Below are 18194 nucleotides of genomic sequence, written 5' to 3'. Positions count from 1 at the left end.
CGGCGCGACCGGTCAGGCGGTGTCGTCGCCGAGGCGCTGGCGGTTGGCCTCGATCCAGGCGTCCAGCGCGGCCGGGTCGTCCGGGTCCACGCCGTCCGCCATCAGCTGCGCCACCGCGGCGGTGGCCGGGCTGCGCCGCTCGCCCGTGCTGTAGAGCCGGGCGAACTCCGGCACCAGCTCCTCGATCGCCTCGTCGGTCCGGGTGACGGCCTGCTCCGGCAGCCCGCGCCGGTGTCCCGCGTACGTCGCCCAGGCGCGCAGCACCCGGGGCAGCATCGCGGCGTCGTCCATGTCCAGCACGGCCCGGCGGTGCACCCAGTCCAGCAGGAACAATCCAGCCACCGCCGGGCTCCAGCGCAGCGGGTCGGCGTCCGGGAAGCTCGCCGCGTGGTCGAAGAGCAGGCCCAGGCAGAAGTGCAGCGACGCCAGCTCGGCGTCGCCGTCCAGGGCGTCCAGGCCGAACCGGGCCGCCTCCGGCGACGCCAGGAACACGCGCACCAGCTCGGTGCGCTCGTCGCCGGTGAGCGGCTCGGCGTCCCAGGTGAGGGTGTCGGCCGGCGCGCCGGGCAGCACCGCCAGCCGGGCGCCGACCAGGGCCCGGTCGGTGGCGAGCGAACCCTCGCCGGGCAGGTTCCCGAGGTCGTCGGTGATCGTCAGGTGCCGGCTCACCTCGCCGTGCATCCGGGCCGGGTCCTCCTCGCGGAACCAGGTCAGGTCGTCGGTGGCGCACATCTGCCGGACCTGTTCGAGGATCCGCTCGGCGGGGCCGCCGACGAAGACGTCCTTGGTGATCCCGATGTTGTGGTCGACGAGCGCCACCAGGGCGTGCTCGGGGCCGCCCGTCGCGTCGTCGTAGGCGAAGGTGGCGAGGTAGGAGGTCTGGTCGCCGTACACGTCGCCGTACGACCAGGCGCCGGTGAGGTGGACCCGGCCGAGCTGGCCGGACCAGGCCGGGGCCTGGGCGCCGGGGCGGACCTTCGCCGCGCCCTCGGCGTCGGGCACCAGCGCGGCGAAGACCGAGCGGATGGTGGTCGCGGCGGCGGTGCGGCGGCGGGCGGTGGCGGCCAGGAAGCCGGAGACGAACTCCCGGACGGCCCGCTCCCGGTCGGTCTCGGCGATCGCGTAGACGCTGCCCAGCAACGCGGCGCCGAGCATCTCGGCGTCGAGGGCGGTGTCCAGCCTCGTCACGTCGCGGGCGGCGTGCAGCACCGCGTCGTAGGGGGTCTGTGGCGTGGCCATGGTCCGACCCTACGCCGCCACGGCGGCCGGGACACCCGTCGCGTGGGCGGCCCTCACCGGGCGGCGTCGCGCAGCGCGTCCCGCGCCTGCCCGTAGCGGTCGAGGACGGCTCGCACCGGGCTGCGGACGTACGCCTCGCCGACCTCGGCCACCGCGGCGGTGAGGCGTCTCTCGGCCCGCTGCCGGGCCCGGCGAGCCGCCCAGCGGATTACCGGCCGGGTCACCGCGGCCACCAGCAGCCCGGCGAGCAGGCCACCGAGGAGCAGCAGGGTCGGCAGCGGCACCTCGCCCACCCGCGGGTTGTCCAGGGCGGGCAGCCCGAGCGCCCGCAGCGCGTAGCCGAGCACCAGCCAGCCGAGCCCGACCAGCGCGGCGAAGGTGACCAGCCACTGGACGCCACCGACGAGCCGCCACCAGAGCGGCCGGCGGTCCATGCCCAGGTCGGTGCCGGCGACCGCGCGGTCCAGCGCGTCCGGCAGGTCGTCGAGGCGGGACCGGGCGGCCGTGGTGACCGCGCCCGGCCAGGGCGCGGGCAGGTCGGCGCCGCAGCGGTCGGCGACCGCGCGGATGGCCAGCCCGAGGGCGGACCGCTGGGCGGCGGTCGGGTCGGGGACCGAGGTCGCGGCGACCAGGCTCTCCTCCGGCTGGTCGGCGGCGGCCGGACCGGGCAGGTGCAGCCGGCGCAGCGGATCGGGCCGCAGCTTGCGCCAGCCCCGGACGACCGGCCAGCCGGTCGTCCCGCCGGCCCGGTGCCGGTACGCCCCCTCCACCGCGTTGGCCACCGTCGGCACCCCGGCCGCGCCGGCCAGGGCCCGGTCCAGCGAGCGGGTCGTGTCCTCGTCCGGAACGTCGCGGGGAACGTCGGCGGCGACCAGTTCGCCCAGCCCCGCCACGACGCCGTCCACGTCGCCGGAGAGCCGGCGCAGGGCGGCCTGCCGCTCGGCGACCGCCCGCTGCAGCTCCTCCCGCAGCCCGGTCATGCCGGCCTGGTCGACCGCCGTCGTGGCCAGCAGCGGCACGCCGTCCAACCCGTCGGCGTCGAGCAGCCGGCGCAGGTCGTCGAGGACCCGGGGCAGCTCGGCCGCCGACAGCCGGTCGGCCTGGTTGAGCACGACCAGGGTCACGTCCCGGTGCCGGTGGAACTCGCGCAGGTAGCTGGTGTGGATCACCCGGTCGGCGTACTTCTGCGGGTCGACCACCCAGACCACCAGATCGACCAGGCCGAGCAGCCGGTCCACCTCCAGCCGGTGCGAGCGCTGCACCGAGTCGAAGTCGGGCAGGTCGAGCAGGACCAGACCGTGCAGACCGGTCTCGTCGTCGGCGTCCAGCGCGCTCTCCCGGACGAACCGGTGCCGGGGCAGCACCCCGACCCAGTCGAGCAGCCGGTTGGCGCCGTCCAGCGGCCCCCAGACGCAGGCGTGCGCGACGCCGGTGGTGGGGCGGCGCACCCCGACCGGGGAGAGGTCCAGCCGGGCCAGCGCGTTGAACAGGCTCGACTTGCCGCTGCCGGTGGCACCGGCGAGCGCCACCACGGTGTGGTCCCGGGAGAGCGCCAGCCGGGTGCCGGCCCGCTCGACCAGGGTGTGCGCGGTGACCAAACGGGAGTCCGGCACCTGGCCGTCCACCGCGGCGAGGAACCGGCGGACCGCGTCCAGGCGGGCCACCAGGTCATCGGCGTCCACCCGCTGGTCACCCCGGAACGCCTCGCGCATCCGGCCGACGATGCCCGTCACTGGCGGCCACCGTTCGAGGCGGGCAGACCCGGGCCGTCACCGTCGGCCAGGCCGCTGCGGTGCCGGGCCACCTCGACCCGGCCGGCGGCGCGGCGCAGCTCGGCCCCGGCGTCCGCGCCGGGCCGGGCCTCGTCGGTGCGGGTCAGGTAGCGGGCCGCCTCCTCGTCCAGCAGCGCCCGGACCCGCTCCAGCAGGTCGGCCCGGGCCTTGTTGGCGAGGGTACGCACGGCCTGGTCGCCGAAGATGGCCTGGAGCACGGCCTGCGCCGCGACGGTGGTGCCGGCCCCGGTCGCCACCTCCAGGCCGGTCGGGATGAACGCGGTCGAGGCGAAGACGGCGATCATGACGGCGAGGCCGGTGGCGTTGACCGCGTACGCGGCGGTGCGGGCCACGAAGCGCCGGTCGCCCCCCTCGGCCTTGACCAGTTCGAGCACGCCGCGCTGCCAGTCCCGGACCAGTCGTTCGGCCCGTTCGGAGAAGTCGTCGGAGGGGTGGGCCAGCCCTGGTTCGAGCAGCGCCGCCCCGGCCGGGTGCGCCTTCCACGCGGTGTACGCGTGCTCGGCCGCCTCGGACGACACCCCGCGCAGCAGGGTGACCAGTTGGGACTCGATGGCGTTGCGCAGCTCGGTGGCGGGGGTGGGGGGACGCCCGGTCATCGCGGCGACCACCCGGTCGCGCAGCCGGCCAATCCGCGCCTCCAGGGTGCGGAAGAACTCGCCGGTGCCGACGAACTCCTGCCAGCGGGCGAGCACCTCACCACGGAGCAGCCGGCCGTCCTTGAGCCCCTCCTCCACGGTGCGGTGCGCACCCCGGTACGCCGCCCGCACCCGCTCGTCGAGCGCGTCGACGGCGGCGACCTGCTCGTCGGCCGCCTCGGCGAGCGCCTCGACGGTCGGGTGCAGCGAGGCGAGCGCGCCGTCCAGCGTCTGCCGGACCACCGCGGCCCGGGCCTCGGCGTCGGCGGCCAGCCGGGCGAACCAGGCGCTCAGCGGCGCGGTGACCTTGTCCGGCAGCAGGCCCTGGCCGTCGACCCAGGTCTCGGGCAGGACGAAGAGCGGCGCGGCGCCGAGCTCCTGGGCGGCGAGCATCTCCGACAGGTGGGCGGCGATCTCGTCGGCGGCCTCCGGCGGCACCCGGTCGAGCACCAGCGCGATGGCCGCGCCCCGGGACCGGGCGCTGCGCAGCAGCTCCCAGGGGACCGCGTCGGCGTACCGGGCGGCGGTCGTGACGAAGAGCCAGAGGTCGGCGGCGGCCAGCAGTTGGCCGGCGAGGGCCCGGTTGGCGTCGACCACCGAGTCGATGTCGGGGGCGTCCAGGAAGGCCAGCCCGGCGGGGAGCGCGGGCGCGGTGACCAGGTGCAGGGTGCGCGGGTCCTCGCTCGGCTCGGTGGTGCGGGTGAGGCCGGGCAGCAGCTCGCCCTGGCGGAACCAGGCGGAGTCGGCCGGGTTGCACACCAGCACCGGGGAGCGGGTGGTCGGGCGGAGTACCCCGGCGGCGCTCACCCGGGCCTGCACCAGGCTGTTGACCAGGGTCGACTTGCCGGCGCCGGTGGAGCCGCCGACCACCACCAGCAGCGGCGCGTCGAGCCGGGCCAGCCGGGGCAGCAGGTAGTCGTCGAGCTGGTCGGTCAGCGCCGAGGCGGTACGCCGGGCCGGCTCGGCCGACGGCAGGGTCAGCGGGAAGCGGGCAGCGCCGATCGCGGCCCGCAGCCCGGTCAGCGCGGCCGGAAGGCCGCCGGCGGTGGTGTCGGGGGACGCCTCGGCAGCGTCCGGCGACCCGGTGCGGGCGGCGACGGTGGGCGCGCCGGACCGGGTGGCGGGATCGCCGTTCGTCGTCACCGCTAAAGCGTGCCCGACCGATGCAAGGGAAGACAACCGGACGGTAATAACGGTCGGGTTGCGTCGGGTCGGCTCAACCCCGACTTGCGGTTTGCCAGCGGCATGGCACTATTGAGTCAAGTTCACTCAACTTGTGGTGCGGTCGCTGCGGGCGACCCGCCAGGCAGGCGCCTTGACCTGCCTCAACGTTACGAAGCGAGGAAGCGAAGATGGCACGTGCGGTCGGTATCGACCTCGGCACGACGAACTCCTGCGTCAGCGTTCTCGAGGGCGGTGAGCCCACCGTCATCGCCAACGCTGAGGGCTCGCGGACGACCCCGTCGATCGTCGCGTTCGCCCGCAACGGCGAGGTGCTCGTCGGTGAGGTCGCCAAGCGCCAGGCGGTGACCAACCCGGACCGGACCATCCGGTCGGTCAAGCGGGAGATCGGCACCAACTGGTCCGTCGACATCGACGGCAAGAAGTACACCCCGCAGGAGATCTCGGCGCGGACGCTGATGAAGCTCAAGCGGGACGCCGAGGCGTACCTGGGCGAGCAGATCACCGACGCGGTGATCACCGTCCCCGCCTACTTCAACGACGGTCAGCGCCAGGCCACCAAGGAGGCCGGTGAGATCGCCGGCTTCAACGTGCTGCGGATCGTGAACGAGCCGACCGCGGCCGCCCTGGCGTACGGGCTGGACAAGGGCTCCAAGGAGCAGACCGTCCTGGTCTTCGACCTCGGTGGCGGCACCTTCGACGTGTCGCTGCTGGAGCTGGCCGAGGGCGTCATCGAGGTCAAGTCGACCAGCGGTGACAACCACCTTGGTGGCGACGACTGGGACCAGCGCATCATCGACCACCTGGTGAAGACCTTCCGTGGCGAGCACGGCATCGACCTGGGCCAGGACAAGATGGCCCTGCAGCGGCTCCGTGAGGCCGCCGAGAAGGCCAAGATCGAGCTCTCCGCCGCCACCACCACCAACATCAACCTGCCGTACATCACCGCCGGCTCGGCCGGCCCGCTGCACCTGGACGTGACGCTCAGCCGCGCCGAGTTCCAGCGGATGACGCAGGACCTGCTGGACCGCTGCAAGGGCCCGTTCGAGCAGGCCGTGAAGGACGCCGGGATCAAGGTCTCCGACGTCGACCACGTCATCCTGGTCGGCGGCTCGACCCGGATGCCGGCCGTGACCGACCTGGTCAAGCAGCTCACCGGCCGGGACCCCAACAAGGGCGTCAACCCGGACGAGGTCGTCGCCGTCGGCGCCGCCCTCCAGGCCGGTGTGCTCAAGGGTGAGGTCAAGGACGTCCTGCTGCTCGACGTGACCCCGCTGAGCCTGGGCATCGAGACCAAGGGCGGCATCTTCACCAAGCTGATCGAGCGCAACACCACCATCCCGACCAAGCGCTCCGAGGTCTTCACCACGGCGGACGACAACCAGCCGTCGGTGCTGATCCAGGTCTTCCAGGGCGAGCGGGAGATCGCGGCCTACAACAAGAAGCTCGGCACCTTCGAGCTGACCGGCCTCCCGCCGGCGCCGCGCGGCGTGCCGCAGATCGAGGTCACGTTCGACATCGACGCCAACGGCATCGTGAACGTGCACGCGAAGGACCTCGGCACCGGCAAGGAGCAGAAGATGACGATCACCGGCGGCTCCTCGCTGCCGAAGGACGACATCGAGCGGATGCGCCGGGACGCCGAGGAGCACGCCGACGACGACAAGCGGCGGCGCGAGGAGGCGGAGACCCGCAACCTGGCCGAGGCGCTCCAGTGGCAGACCGAGAAGTTCCTCGCCGAGAGCGGCGACAAGCTGCCCAGCGAGAACCGCGACCAGATCAACGAGGCCCTCGGCGAGCTGCGCGGTGCGCTCGGCGGCCAGGACATCGAGAAGATCAAGTCGGCCCACGAGCGGCTGGCGCAGGTCTCCCAGCAGGCCGGCTCGCTGCTCTACTCGCAGCAGGCCGAGCAGGGCGAGCAGCCCGGCGCGGCGGGCCCGGGTGCGGGCGCGGGTGCGACCGGTGGCCCGCAGGCCGGCGGCGCGGACGACGTGGTCGACGCGGAGATCGTGGACGAGGACAAGAAGTGACGCTGCGTCCCCGCCACGGAATCACTGCAAAGGGATCGAGGTAGTCGCATGACGGAGAAGCCACGAGCCGCCGACCCGGGCTCCACCGGGTCGACGCCGGGTGGCTCCGCGCCCGCCGAGCCGGCCGCCGGCGACGGGCCGCGGGTCGTCATCCGTAACAACCGCAAGATCGGCAAGACCGAGGAGGCGCCCGCCGCGGCCGACGCCGGGGCGGACGTCCCGGCCGAGGGCCTGGTCGAGGAGGCCGAGGTCGTGGTCGACGAGATCGAGGTCGAGACGATCGGCGGTTTGGCGCCGGCCGGCCCGCCCGTGGTGGACGCCCCCGCGCAGCCGGTCGAGGGCGGCGCGGCGGGCTCCCCGCTCGGTGCCGAGTTGGAGGCCCTCCGGGCCGAGCTCGACGAGCGGACCCGGGACCTGCAGCGGGTGTCGGCGGAGTACGCCAACTACCGCAAGCGGGTCGACCGCGACCGTGCTCTGGTCCAGGAGCAGGCGACCGGCTCGGTGCTCGCCGCGCTGCTGCCGATCCTGGACGACCTGGACCGGGCCCGGGAACACGGTGACCTGGTCGGGCCGTTCGGCACGGTGGCCGAGCAGCTCACCACGGCGCTGGGCAAGTTCGGGCTGACCCCCTTCGGGGAGCAGGGCGACCCGTTCGACCCGACCCGGCACGAGGCGGTCGCGCACCAGACCTCGGCCGACGTGGACGAGCCGACCTGCGTCCAGGTGATGCGTCGGGGCTACCTGCTCGGGGAGCGGCTGCTGCGGCCCGCGCTGGTCGCGGTCGCCGACCCGGAATAGTGCGGAACCATCCGGTCGCCCCGCCCGCCGTCGCACGGCGGGCGGGGCGACCGGGCCACATCAGGCGGAAGGGGGTGGACCGGTGAGTTCCAAGGACTGGATCGAGAAGGACTACTACGCCATGCTCGGCGTGCAGAAGTCCGCCTCCTCGGACGAGATCAAGAAGGCGTACCGGAAGCTGGCCCGGGAGTCGCACCCGGACCACAACCCGGGCGATCCGAAGGCCGAGGAGCGGTTCAAGGCCGTCTCCGAGGCGTACGCGGTGCTCGGCGACGAGGCCAAGCGCCGCGAGTACGACGAGATGCGGTCGCTGTTCGGCTCGGGCGCGTTCCGGCGGGGCGCCCGCGGGGCCGGGCAGCCCGGCGGGGTGCCGTTCGACGTCTCCGACCTGTTCGGCGGCGGTGGCGCCGGCGCGGACACCCGCTTCGGCGGGGGTGGCTTCACCGACCTGTTCAGCTCGATCTTCTCCGGCGGTGGGGCCGGTGGCCCGGCGCGTCCCCGTGGCCCGGCCCGGGGCCGGGACGTGGAGACCGAGGTGGCGCTCGACTTCGACGACGCGGTACGCGGGGTGACCGTCCCGCTGACGCTGCGCGCCCCCGGGGTCTGCGACACCTGCCACGGCGACGGCGCGAAGCCGGGTACCCGGCCGAAGGCCTGCCCGGTCTGCCACGGCGCCGGGGTGACCACCCGCAACCAGGGCTCGTTCAGCTTCTCCGAGCCGTGCCGCACCTGTCAGGGCGTGGGCACCGTCGTCGAGGAGAAGTGCCCGGAGTGCCAGGGCACCGGCGGGGTCACCAAGACCCGCACGCTGAACGTCCGCTTCCCCGCCGGGGTGGCCGACGGCCAGCGGATCAGGCTGGCCGGGCGGGGCGAGCCGGGCGACCGCGGCGGCCCGGCCGGTGACCTGTTCGTGCAGGTGAAGGTCCGCCCCGACGAGCTGTTCGGGCGTACCGGGGACGACCTGACCCTGACCGTGCCGATCACCTTCGCCGAGGCGGTGCTCGGCACCGACCTGCGGGTACCCACCCTCGACGGTGCGGTGACCCTGCGGGTGCCGCCGGGTACGCCGTCCGGGCGGGTGCTGCGGGCCCGGGGCAAGGGCGTGGTCCGGCGCGACGGTCGGGCCGGTGACCTGCTGGTCACGCTGGACGTGGTGGTGCCGGCGATGGTGTCGGACGAGGCGCGGGCGACGCTGGAGTCGTTCGCCGAGCAGACTCCGCCGGCGGCTCGGGAACATCTCGACGCGCGGGTGCGTCGGGTCGATTGACCGGTGGATCGGGTGCGGAGGTGAGCGGGATGTCGGGCGAGTTCGTCGGTTCGGGTGACCCTGCCTACGAGGCCAAGGTGCTGATGATCTCGGTCGCGGCGCGGATGGCGGGGATGCACCCCCAGACCCTGCGCCAGTACGACCGGCTGGGCCTGGTGCAGGCCGGACGGGCGGCCGGCGGTGGGCGCCGCTACAGCGTGCGCGACGTGGTGCTGCTGCGCGAGGTGCAGCGGCTCAGCCAGGACGACGGCATCAACCTGGCCGGGGTGAAGCGGATCATCGGCCTGGAACGCCTGCTGGAGCAGGCGCAGCAGCGGGTGGCCCGGCTGGAGGCGGAGCTGGACGCGGCGTATCGGCGGATCGCCGAGTTGGAGTCGCTGGCCACCTTCCCCCGCGGCGACCTGGTGCCGACCAACCGCACCTCGACCGCGCTGGTCGTCTGGCGTCCCCGCCGTACGCCCGACCGCTGACTCCTGCCGCGCCCGGCCGCCCTCTGGGTGGCCGGGCGCACCCGTCCGCGCCGTGCCGGCAGTGAGCTGACCGCTGCCGGTTCCCCGGTTTTTCGGCGACGATCAGGACCCTTGCGTTAGCCTCAAATTCAGGTCCAACCAACTCAATCCGGACTCCGATGGCAGGGGGAGCCATGACGGAATCGGCGAAGAGGGTTGCCGAGCAGACGGAGGCCCGGCTCGACGAGGTGGCCGAAAATGTCCGGCGGAGATTCGACCGGGTCACCAAGGGCGGTTTCTCCGAGGAGATCAGGAACGGCAGATTCAGCGACCAGGTCGACCACGGCGTCGACCAGGGGCGCGAAGAGGTGAGACGCCGGAAGCAGGGTGGGTCGGAACGCTGACGATCCGCCGACGTGCGGGCCGGGACCCACGGGGGGTCCCGGCCCGTTCGCCGTCAGGGACGGGGCCGGGACGCGCGGAGCGTGGGCGGTGGTCAGGCGGGTGTCGAGGATGCGGCCGACGGGTCCGGTGCGGGCTCGTCGGAGGGCGGCCGACGAAGCGGCCACCAGGCCCGGTGCCCCAGCATCCCGAGGACCGCCGGCGCCAGCACCACCCGGATCACGGTCGCGTCCACCAGCACCGCCGTGGCCAGCCCGATCCCGATCATCTTCACCAGGGTGTCGTCGATGCTGGCGAAGCTGACGAAGACCGCCGCCATGATGGTCGCCGCCGCCGTGATCACCCGACCGGTGCCGGCCAGCCCGGCCACGACCGAACGGTGCGGGTCGCCGGTGCGGCGGTACTCCTCCTGCACCGAGGCGAGCAGGAACACCTCGTAGTCCATGGAGAGCCCGAAGAGGATCGCGAACAGCAGCATCGGCACCACCGACATGATCGGTACCGGCCGGTCGATCCCGAGCAGGGACAGGCCCCAGCCCCACTGGAAGACTGCCACCAGCACGCCGTACGCGGCGCCGATGGAGAGCAGTGCCATCACCGCGGCCTTCAGCGCGATCAGTGGGGCACGGAACATCGCCAGCAGCAGCAGGCCGGCGGCCAGCACCACGCCGAGCACCACCCAGGGCAGCCGGCCGGTGACCGCGTCGGCCATGTCGATCATGTACGCGGTCTGGCCACCGACCGCCACCCGCGCCCCGTCCGGCGCCGCCGCGCCGACGGTACGTCGGATCCGGTGCACCAGGTCGCTGACCTGCTGGTCCTGCGGCGCGTGCCGGGGCACCACGGTGAGCAGCGCGAGCGTGCCGTCGGGGCTGCGTACCGGTGGGGTGGCCAGGGCGACCTCCGGGTCGGCGGCGAGCGCTCCGGTCAGCCGGGCGAGTGAGCCGTCGGTCGGGCGGGTCACCGCCAGCACCAGTGGGGCGTTCCACCCGGGTCCGAGTTCCCGCTGCACGGTGTCGTACGCCCGCCGCTGCGGCCACCGGTCCGGCTGGTTCCCGTCGTCCGGCGTGCCGAGTCGCAGCGTCAGCAGCGGCGCCGCCAGCCCCAGCAGCACGATCGCGGCTCCCACCCCGTAGGCGACTCGCCGCCGGTCCACCCGTCGGCCCCACCGCACCCACCACCCTCCACCGTCGGCCGAGTCGGTCGGGAGGTTCGCGGCGGTGGTCGGACGGAGGCGCGGCAGGGGCCAGTGGTTGACGCGGGGTCCGAGGAGGCCGAGGAGAGCGGGAAGGAGGGTGAGGGCGGCGAGCATCATGGCGGTGACCGTCAGTGCGGCGGCGACCCCCATCGCGCCGACGAACGGGATGCCGGTGAAGAGCAGCCCGAGGATGGCGACCACGACGGTCGCCCCCGCGAAGAGGACGGCGTGACCGGCCGTGGCGACCGCCCGTCCGGCGGCGGCTACCGGCGCAAGCCCGGCGGCGAGGTGCGCGCGGTAGCGGGTGACGACGAAGAGCGCGTAGTCGATGCCGGCGCCGAGGCCGAGCATCACCGCCACGATCGGTGCGGCGCTGGGGATCTCGGTCAGCGAGCTCGCGATCAGGACGAGCGCGGTGCCGACCACCAGCCCGGCGAGGGCGACCAGGACCGGCAGCCCGGCGGCGACCACCGAGCCGAAGGCCACCAGCAGCACCAGCAGGGCGACGCCGAGGCCGACCGCCTCGGCCGGGCCGGTGCGGGGCTCGAACGCCAGGTCGACGACGAGCCCCCGGAAGGTCACCTCCACGCCCCGGGCCCTGGCCTGCTCCGCCGCCGCGTCGAGCCGGTGGTACGCCTCCGGCCCGAGGTCGCCGAGCTCCGGGCCGTACCGGACGGTGCCGATGGCGGTGCGCCCGTCCGGGCTGAGGACCCCCTGACCGGCGAGCGGGTCCTCGACGGTGGTGACCCCCGGCTGGCGGCGGACGGCTGCGGTCATCGCCGCGATCGCCGCGTGGCGGTCTGCTGCCCGCAGGTCCCCGTCGGGGCTGTGCCAGACCACCTCGGCGCTGGCCGACCCGTACTCCGGGAAGGCCGCTCGGGCCAGGTCCGCGGCCTGCTGCGACTCGGCACCCGGGATCCGGAAGTCGTTCACGAAGGTGCCGCCGGCCGCCTGCCCCAGACCGAGCAGGGCGGTGGCGGCCAGCAACCAGGCAGCGAGGGTGCGCCACGGGTGCCCGGCGGTGGCCCGGCCGAGCCGGTCGAGGATGCGTTCCATGGCGACAGAAAACCACAACGACTGCAAAATTGCAACAAATGAAGAAAAGCGCGGGGTGCAGTAATCTGTCGGTATGACGACCGGTCCGGGGCTGCGGGAGCGCAAGAAGGAACGCACGCGCCAGGCGTTGATCACGGCGGCGTTGGGGCTCTTCGAGGAACGCGGGTACGACGAGACGACGATCGCCGACATCGCGGCCGGGGCCGACGTGTCGGCCCGTACCTTCTTCAGCTACTTCCCCAGCAAGGAGGAGATCCTCTTCGCGGACACCGAGGACCGGCTGGCGTTGGCCTTCGCCGTCATCGACCAGCGGGGCCCGGAGGACGCCCCCGTCGACGTCCTGGTGCGCGCGATGGCCGCCGTCTTCGAGCGCGCCGAACAGTTCGGCCAGGTCTTCGACCGCGCGGTGCCGGTGCGGCTGCGGATGGTCTTCTCGGTGCCGGCCGTGCAGGGCATGGCGCTGCAACGGATGCTCTCCGCCCAGCAGCGGCTGGCGGCCCGACTGCACGCGGCGTTCCCCGACCGGCTGGACCGGGTCGAGGCGGCCGCCGTGGTCGGCGCGCTGGTCGGTGCCGTGGTCAACACGATGCTCTCGCTGGTGCAGGCGCCGGAGCAGGTCGACGAGCTGTTCGCCGGCGACCCCGGGCCGGTGCTGGCGCAACTGCGCCGCGCGGTCGAGGTCGCCGTGGCCGGCATCGGCGCGAGCTGAGGCGGCGCGAGGGGTCGGGGCGGCGGGGTGACCCCACGGTGGCCTAGCCGATCCGGCGGTTCTCCCGGACCAGGCCGCCCTCACACCAGTCGTGGTAGACGAAGAGGTCCTGCCGGGCCAGCAGCACCCGGCTGTTGTGCGCCCAGTTGCGCATCAGCTCGTCGCCCTCCCGCTCGGCCTGCTCCACCAGCTTGCGGAAGCGGCGCTTCGGGTGGGCGCGGAAGTTCGTCCGGATGCCGTCCGCCGCGTAGATGTAGAGGCAGTGCAGGGCGAACCGGCGGGCCGGGCAGGCCGGGTCCATCGCCAGGTCGAAGAGGGTGAGCACCAGGTGGTCACCGGCGACGAGCAGATCCCAGTCGGGCGGCATCGAGGCCAGCGGCACCGAGTCCGGGTGGTAGGCCCAGGCCCGCAACTCCGCCGGCGACGGGTCGACGGGGTTGGCAAAGCCGTGGAACGTCGAATCCTGCACGCTCACCGGCAACCTTCCGCTCGCGCCCGCGGGGCGCACCGGCCACCCGCGGACCCCTGGCTTGCTGGGGCAGAACGGTAGCCGTCACCGGTGGGCTGGCGGAAGGGCTTGTCGGGAGCAATTCGGCAACGGCCGGACCGGCCGGGTCGTCCGTACGGCCGACCCGGCCGGGGCACGGTCAGTCGGTGGTGGGTACCGGTTCGGGCCGGCGGATCGCGGCCCGCCGCCGCAGCCAGACCTTGAACCAGCCCATGTCGGGCAGCCGCGCCAGCATCGGCCCGGTCACCACCGTGATCAGCACGTACGCCGTGGCGAGCGCCGCCAGCCGGGGCTCGACGGTGCCGGCGGCGACGGCCAGGCCGGCGATGACGATGGAAAACTCCCCGCGCGGCATCAGCGCGAAGCCGGCCCGCCAGCGACCGGGCTCGGCGATGCCCGCCCGACGGGCCGCCAGGTAGCCGGTGAGCAGCTTCGTCCCCATCGTCACCACGGCCAGGGCCAGCGCCGGCAGCAGCACCGGCGGCATGTCCCGGGGGTCGGTGACCAGGCCGAAGAAGACGAAGAAGACCGCCGCGAAGAGGTCCCGCAGCGGGGAGAGCAGCTCGGTCGCGTGGTGCGCGACCGGCCCGGAGAGCGCGATGCCGACCAGGAACGCCCCCACCGCGGCCGACACCTGGAGCTTGGCCGCGACACCGGCGACCAGCAGGGTCAGCCCGAGTACGCCGAGCAGCAGCGCCTCCGGATCCTTGGCGGAGAGCGCCGAGGAGATCAGGTGGCCGTACCGGATGGCCACCACCAGGACGACGACCACGGTGAGCACCGCGATGCCGAGGGCGATGCCACCCTTGACCAGCCCGACGCCGGCCAGCAGCGCGGTGACCAGCGGCAGGTAGAGCGCCATGGCCAGGTCCTCGATGACCAGCACCGAGAGGATCACCGGGGTCTCCCGGTTACCGACCCGGCCCAGGTCGCCGAGGACCTTGGCGATCACCCCGGAGGACGAGATCCAGGTGATGCCGCCGAGCACCACGGCGGCCACCCAGTCCCAGCCGAGCAGCAGCGCGAAGGCGAAGCCGGGCAGCGCGTTGAGCAGGGCGTCGATCAGCCCGGCCGGCGCGGCCGAGCGCAGGTTGCCGACCAGTTCGTTGGCGCTGTACTCCAGGCCCAGCATGACCAGCAGCAGGATGACGCCGATCTCGGCGCCGACGGCGAAGAACTCCTCGCTGGCGTTGAGGGGCAGCAGGCCGCCGTGGCCGAAGCCCAGACCGGCGAGGAGGTAGAGGGGGATCGGGGAGACCCCGAACCGCCGGCTGAGCCGGCCCAGGAGCCCGAGGAGCAGCAGCAGCGCGCCGACCTCGACGAGCAGTGTGGTGGTTTCGTGCATCCGCCTCAGCCGTCCGGGTCACTGTCGGCGAGGATGGCGGTCACCCCGTCGAGACCCTTACGGGTACCGACCACGACCACCACGTCACCGGCCGCGAAGCGGAAGGTGGGATCGGGCGAGACGTTCACCTCGCCCTGGCGGAGCACCGCCACGATCGAGGCGCCGGTGCGGGTACGCGCCTGCGTGTCGCCGAGCCGCTTGTTGACGTACTTCGAGCCCGCCGGGATGGCGATCTGCTCGGTGAGCAGCCCGGCCGCCTGCTCGCGCAGGCCGGAGAGCTGGCCGAGCATCAGCGACGCGCCGAGGATGTCGGCGAGCGCCTCCGCCTCGTCGTCGGTGAGCGGGATGTCCGCCTGGCAGGAGTCGGGATCGTCCGGGTCGTACAGGACGAGGTCACGACGGCCGTTGCGATGGGAGACCACGCCCAGTCGCCGACCCGATTCCGTCACCAGATCGTGACGTACGCCGATTCCCGGTAGGGCAGTCTGTTCGACACGTACTCGCACCCGGGCAAGGCTACTCTCCCGAGGAGGCGGTCATGATCTGTCGAGTCGGGCGGGCGCTGGTCGCCCTGCTGGCCGTCCCGGCGCTGGTGGCCTGCTCGGCGATCGGCGACATCCGCCGCGACCCGCCGTCCCGCTCCGCGCCGCCGTCCCACTCCGCCGCGCCGGTGCCGACACCGCCGCCGTCCGCCGGCGTCGACGAGGTACGCGCCGTCCGGGTCGCCGTCGCCGAACGGTACGACGACCCGTTCGTGGAGTTCTCCGACGCCGCGCACGGCTGGGCGCTCTTCGGCAGCTGCGACGGTGGCCCGCCGGACCGGGACTGCCCGGCGGTGCTCTTCTCCACCCTCGACGGTGGCCGCTCCTGGCTGCGGGTGCCCCACCCGCGACCGGTGGCCGACAACCAGCAGCTCTACACCGCGCCGGGGCTGGTGACGCTCTGGGCCGAGCCGCACGGCTGGTACACCTCGACCGACGGCGGCGCGAGCTTCGTGCGGACCGACGGGGCGCCGCCCGCGTGGCGGGCCGCGCAGGGACGGTTCCAGGTGATCGAGGAGACCGGCCGGGTGGGCGAGTGGGACGGCGCGGCGCTGCGCCCGCTCGCCGCCCAGCCGCCCGTGCCGGGGCTGAACACCGTCGCGTCCTCCACCGACCTGCTGGTGGCGGCGGGGGTGGGGGACGACGGCCCGTACGCGGCGGTTTCCACGGACCGGGGTCGGAGCTGGCAGCGGACCCCGGTGCCGGCGCCCGACGGCACGGTCGCCGTCCTGCGGGCGCAGGTCGCCCCGGACGGCCAGGTCTGGCTGGTGGGTGAGCGGTCGGACCGGTTGGACTTCCCGGCGCTCTGGCGGTGGCAGGGACGCTGGGTGCCGGTGCCGGTGCAGTCCTACCCCTCCCGGATCCGGTCGGTCGCCCCGATCGGCGCCGGCCGGGTCGCGGTGACCGGCCCGTACGGGGCCGGCGTGGTGATCGACGGCCGGTACACCCCGGTCGCCTGGCCGGTCGGCCCGGAGCACTACCTGACCACCCTCGACGACGGCACCGTCTTCGCCCGCGGGCCGGCGGACGTGGTGCTGGGCACCGGGGCCGGCACGGACCGGCGCTGGGTGCGGGTGACCGTCGGCGGCGACTGACGGGCGACCATCGGGGTGGGACGGGCGGCGTGCCCGGCCGGGGATCCCCGACCGGGCACGGGCACACCGTCGGCTCAGCGCAGCGCCGCGAAGAACTCCCGGATGTCGGCGACCAGCACGTCGGTCGCCTCGTGCGCGGCGTAGTGCCCGCCCACGTCGCCGCGCCCCTCGACGTCGGCCTGGTACGCCGTCCAGCGCACGATGTTCGCGTGGTCCCGCTCGGCGAAGCGGCGGATCGACTGGAAGTCGCCGGGGAACATCGCCAGCCCGGTCGGGCTCGTCGTCGGCCCGGTCGGGTGCTCGGTGGTGTGCGCGTCCTCCCAGTAGAACCGCATCGACGAGGCCGCCGTGCCGGTGAACCAGTAGATCGCCACGTTGGCGAGCACGAAGTCGGGGTCCAGGCTCCGGTCGAAGAGCTGACCGTTCCAGGCGAGCAGGCCGACCGGCGAGTCGGCCAGCGCGAACGCCAGGGTCTGCGGCTGCTGGCTCTGCACCTGGTTGAAGGAGAACTTGTTCTCGAAGAACCACTGAAGGTGCGCGAGCGCCGCCTGGTCGGCCTCGGAGAGGTCCTGGAACTCGCTCGGGTCCCCGGACGGGAACGAGAAGAGCTGGGTGACGTGGACGCCGAGCACGTGCGCCGCGTCGATCCGGCCGATCTCCGGCGAGATCATCGAGCCGGCGTCGTTGCCGACCGCGCCGTAGCGGTCGTAACCGAGCCGGGCCATCAGCTCCGCCCAGGCCCGGGCGGTGCGGTAGCGGTTCCAGCCGGCGGTGCGGGTCGGCCCGGAGAAGCCGAAGCCGGGCAGCGACGGGATGACCAGGTGGAACGCCGGCGCCGCTGGGTCGGTGGGTTCGGTGAGCGGGGCGATCACGTCGAGGTACTCCACCACCGAGCCGGGCCAGCCGTGGGTGAGCACGAGCGGCGTGGCGTCGGTGCGGGACGACCGGACGTGCAGGAAGTGGATGTCCTCGCCGTCGATCTCGGTGACGAACTGCGGGTGGGCGTTCAGCCGCGCCTCGACGGCCCGCCAGTCGAACTTCTCCAGCCAGTACGTCGCCAGGTTGCGCACCCGGTCGGTGGTCGTGCCGTACGCGTCGCCGACGCCGGGGAGTTCGCCGGGCCAGATGGCGCGGCGGAGCCGGTCGGCGAGGTCGTCGAGGGCGGTCTGCGGAATGTCGACGCGGAACGGGCGGACGGCGGTGGCGGACATGCGCTGCTCCTCAGAACGGAATGTTTCGTTCCGTTCCACCATAGCAGAGCGGAACGATCCGTTCCACTGTTATCCTCGGGTCATGCCGAACCCGACCGACACCCCGCCGCTCGCCGGGAGGCGCGCGCAGGCGGCGCGCAACGACGCGGTGATCCTGGAGGCCGCCCGCGCGGTCTTCCTCGCCGATCCGAAGGCCCCGATCGCCGCGGTAGCCGAACGCGCCGGCGTCGGCATCAGCGCCCTCTACCGGCGGTACGCCGGCAAGGAGGATTTGCTGCGCAAGCTCTGCCACGACGGGCTGCGGCGGTTCATCGAGGCGGCCGAGGAGGCGGCCGGCGACCCGGACGACTGGTCCGCCTTCGCCGGTTTCCTGGAGCGCGTCGTCGATGCCGACGTGCACTCGCTGACCGTGCACCTGGCCGGCACCTTCACCCCGACTCCCGAGATGGGCCGGGACGCGGCGCGGGCCAACGAGCTCACCGCGGCGCTGGTGGCGCGGGCGCGGGATGCCGGGCGGCTCCGACCCGACCTGGTGCTGCAGGACGTCGGACTGCTGCTGGAAGGGTGCGCGGCGATCCGCGTACCCGATCCGGAGCGGACCCGGCAGTTGCGGCGGCGGCATCTCGCGGTGCTGCTGGCCGGCCTCCGCGTCACCGATCCGCCGTTGCCCGGACCGCCGCCCGCCGCCGGGGAGTTCGACTGGCGTTGGCGACGCGCGGAGTGACCCCGCTCACAA

Annotated in this window: 16 protein-coding genes; 8 read left to right on the top strand and 8 right to left on the bottom strand. The window is 73.9% G+C overall.

The features are described 5' to 3' along the window. Positions 1-12: 12 nt before the first annotated feature. Genes V6U88_RS24355 through V6U88_RS24345 form a run of 3 tightly spaced genes read right to left on the bottom strand, consistent with a single transcriptional unit; the run spans position 13 to position 4810 of the window. Positions 13-1239: a hypothetical protein gene (locus V6U88_RS24355; protein WP_334456448.1), complete on the bottom strand. Its 1227-nt coding sequence runs from the start codon at positions 1237-1239 to the stop codon at positions 13-15. A 53-nt stretch (positions 1240-1292) separates the two neighbouring features. Next, positions 1293-2951 (bottom strand): GTPase, encoded by a 1659-nt coding sequence (locus tag V6U88_RS24350; RefSeq protein ID WP_334456485.1) that lies wholly within the window; start codon positions 2949-2951, stop codon positions 1293-1295. Between the two features lie 17 nt (positions 2952-2968). Then, on the bottom strand, positions 2969-4810 hold the full coding sequence (locus tag V6U88_RS24345; RefSeq protein WP_334456446.1) for an ABC transporter: 1842 nt from the start codon (positions 4808-4810) through the stop codon (positions 2969-2971). Positions 4811-5019: 209 nt separating this feature from the next. On the opposite strand from V6U88_RS24345, the gene dnaK reads away from it, so the two are divergent. The 5 genes from dnaK (at position 5020) to V6U88_RS24320 (ending at position 9797) form a co-directional block, all read left to right on the top strand. Further along, a complete protein-coding gene (dnaK, locus tag V6U88_RS24340) occupies positions 5020-6879 on the top strand; it encodes a molecular chaperone DnaK (RefSeq protein ID WP_334456444.1) in 1860 nt (619 codons plus the stop codon). Positions 6880-6927: 48 nt separating this feature from the next. Beyond that, positions 6928-7677: a nucleotide exchange factor GrpE gene (grpE, locus tag V6U88_RS24335; RefSeq protein ID WP_334456442.1), complete on the top strand. Its 750-nt coding sequence runs from the start codon at positions 6928-6930 to the stop codon at positions 7675-7677. Between the two features lie 82 nt (positions 7678-7759). Beyond that, a complete protein-coding gene (gene dnaJ / locus V6U88_RS24330) occupies positions 7760-8944 on the top strand; it encodes a molecular chaperone DnaJ (RefSeq protein WP_334456440.1) in 1185 nt (394 codons plus the stop codon). A gap of 29 nt (positions 8945-8973) precedes the next feature. Next, positions 8974-9414, top strand: a complete 441-nt coding sequence (locus tag V6U88_RS24325) for a heat shock protein transcriptional repressor HspR (RefSeq protein ID WP_334456483.1) — start codon at positions 8974-8976, stop codon at positions 9412-9414. 173 nt (positions 9415-9587) lie between these two features. Further along, complete coding sequence (locus tag V6U88_RS24320) at positions 9588-9797, top strand: hypothetical protein (RefSeq protein WP_334456438.1); 210 nt, start codon at positions 9588-9590, stop codon at positions 9795-9797. 92 nt (positions 9798-9889) lie between these two features. Here the strand turns inward: V6U88_RS24320 and V6U88_RS24315 are convergent, their stop codons facing one another. Continuing rightward, complete coding sequence (locus V6U88_RS24315) at positions 9890-12049, bottom strand: MMPL family transporter (RefSeq protein ID WP_334456436.1); 2160 nt, start codon at positions 12047-12049, stop codon at positions 9890-9892. Positions 12050-12122: 73 nt separating this feature from the next. Between V6U88_RS24315 and V6U88_RS24310 the strand changes: the two genes are divergently transcribed. Beyond that, positions 12123-12758, top strand: a complete 636-nt coding sequence (locus V6U88_RS24310; protein ID WP_334456434.1) for a TetR/AcrR family transcriptional regulator — start codon at positions 12123-12125, stop codon at positions 12756-12758. Between the two features lie 43 nt (positions 12759-12801). Here the strand turns inward: V6U88_RS24310 and V6U88_RS24305 are convergent, their stop codons facing one another. The 3 genes from V6U88_RS24305 to V6U88_RS24295 form a co-directional block, all read right to left on the bottom strand. After that, positions 12802-13233, bottom strand: coding sequence for a hypothetical protein (locus tag V6U88_RS24305; RefSeq protein WP_334456431.1), 432 nt, complete (start codon positions 13231-13233; stop codon positions 12802-12804). Positions 13234-13405: 172 nt separating this feature from the next. Next, positions 13406-14611: a cation:proton antiporter gene (locus V6U88_RS24300; protein ID WP_334456429.1), complete on the bottom strand. Its 1206-nt coding sequence runs from the start codon at positions 14609-14611 to the stop codon at positions 13406-13408. Positions 14612-14616: 5 nt separating this feature from the next. Beyond that, a complete protein-coding gene (locus V6U88_RS24295; RefSeq protein ID WP_334456427.1) occupies positions 14617-15117 on the bottom strand; it encodes a cation:proton antiporter regulatory subunit in 501 nt (166 codons plus the stop codon). A gap of 32 nt (positions 15118-15149) precedes the next feature. Between V6U88_RS24295 and V6U88_RS24290 the strand changes: the two genes are divergently transcribed. Continuing rightward, on the top strand, positions 15150-16247 hold the full coding sequence (locus V6U88_RS24290; RefSeq protein ID WP_334456425.1) for a hypothetical protein: 1098 nt from the start codon (positions 15150-15152) through the stop codon (positions 16245-16247). Between the two features lie 74 nt (positions 16248-16321). Here the strand turns inward: V6U88_RS24290 and V6U88_RS24285 are convergent, their stop codons facing one another. Continuing rightward, a complete protein-coding gene (locus V6U88_RS24285; protein ID WP_334456423.1) occupies positions 16322-17458 on the bottom strand; it encodes an epoxide hydrolase family protein in 1137 nt (378 codons plus the stop codon). A gap of 82 nt (positions 17459-17540) precedes the next feature. Here V6U88_RS24285 and V6U88_RS24280 point away from each other — a divergent pair, with 82 nt between their 5' ends. Next, positions 17541-18182, top strand: a complete 642-nt coding sequence (locus V6U88_RS24280; RefSeq protein WP_334456421.1) for a TetR/AcrR family transcriptional regulator — start codon at positions 17541-17543, stop codon at positions 18180-18182. Positions 18183-18194: the final 12 nt, after the last annotated feature.

Source organism: Micromonospora sp. CPCC 205739, from assembly GCF_036906795.1.
Taxonomy (GTDB): Bacteria; Actinomycetota; Actinomycetes; order Mycobacteriales; family Micromonosporaceae; genus Micromonospora.
This window is presented reverse-complemented; position numbering and strand designations above follow the sequence as displayed.

Excerpts from the sequence above, each read along its gene's own strand:
- V6U88_RS24355 (WP_334456448.1), bottom strand. The coding sequence starts at position 1,239 with ATGGCCACGCCACAGACCCCCTACGACGCGGTGCTGCACGCCGCCCGC.
- V6U88_RS24350 (WP_334456485.1), bottom strand. The coding sequence starts at position 2,951 with ATGCGCGAGGCGTTCCGGGGTGACCAGCGGGTGGACGCCGATGACCTG.
- dnaK (WP_334456444.1), top strand. The coding sequence starts at position 5,020 with ATGGCACGTGCGGTCGGTATCGACCTCGGCACGACGAACTCCTGCGTC.
- grpE (WP_334456442.1), top strand. The coding sequence starts at position 6,928 with ATGACGGAGAAGCCACGAGCCGCCGACCCGGGCTCCACCGGGTCGACG.
- V6U88_RS24325 (WP_334456483.1), top strand. The coding sequence starts at position 8,974 with ATGTCGGGCGAGTTCGTCGGTTCGGGTGACCCTGCCTACGAGGCCAAG.
- V6U88_RS24320 (WP_334456438.1), top strand. The coding sequence starts at position 9,588 with ATGACGGAATCGGCGAAGAGGGTTGCCGAGCAGACGGAGGCCCGGCTC.
- V6U88_RS24315 (WP_334456436.1), bottom strand. The coding sequence starts at position 12,049 with ATGGAACGCATCCTCGACCGGCTCGGCCGGGCCACCGCCGGGCACCCG.
- V6U88_RS24310 (WP_334456434.1), top strand. The coding sequence starts at position 12,123 with ATGACGACCGGTCCGGGGCTGCGGGAGCGCAAGAAGGAACGCACGCGC.
- V6U88_RS24300 (WP_334456429.1), bottom strand. The coding sequence starts at position 14,611 with ATGCACGAAACCACCACACTGCTCGTCGAGGTCGGCGCGCTGCTGCTG.
- V6U88_RS24290 (WP_334456425.1), top strand. The coding sequence starts at position 15,150 with ATGATCTGTCGAGTCGGGCGGGCGCTGGTCGCCCTGCTGGCCGTCCCG.
- V6U88_RS24285 (WP_334456423.1), bottom strand. The coding sequence starts at position 17,458 with ATGTCCGCCACCGCCGTCCGCCCGTTCCGCGTCGACATTCCGCAGACC.
- V6U88_RS24280 (WP_334456421.1), top strand. The coding sequence starts at position 17,541 with ATGCCGAACCCGACCGACACCCCGCCGCTCGCCGGGAGGCGCGCGCAG.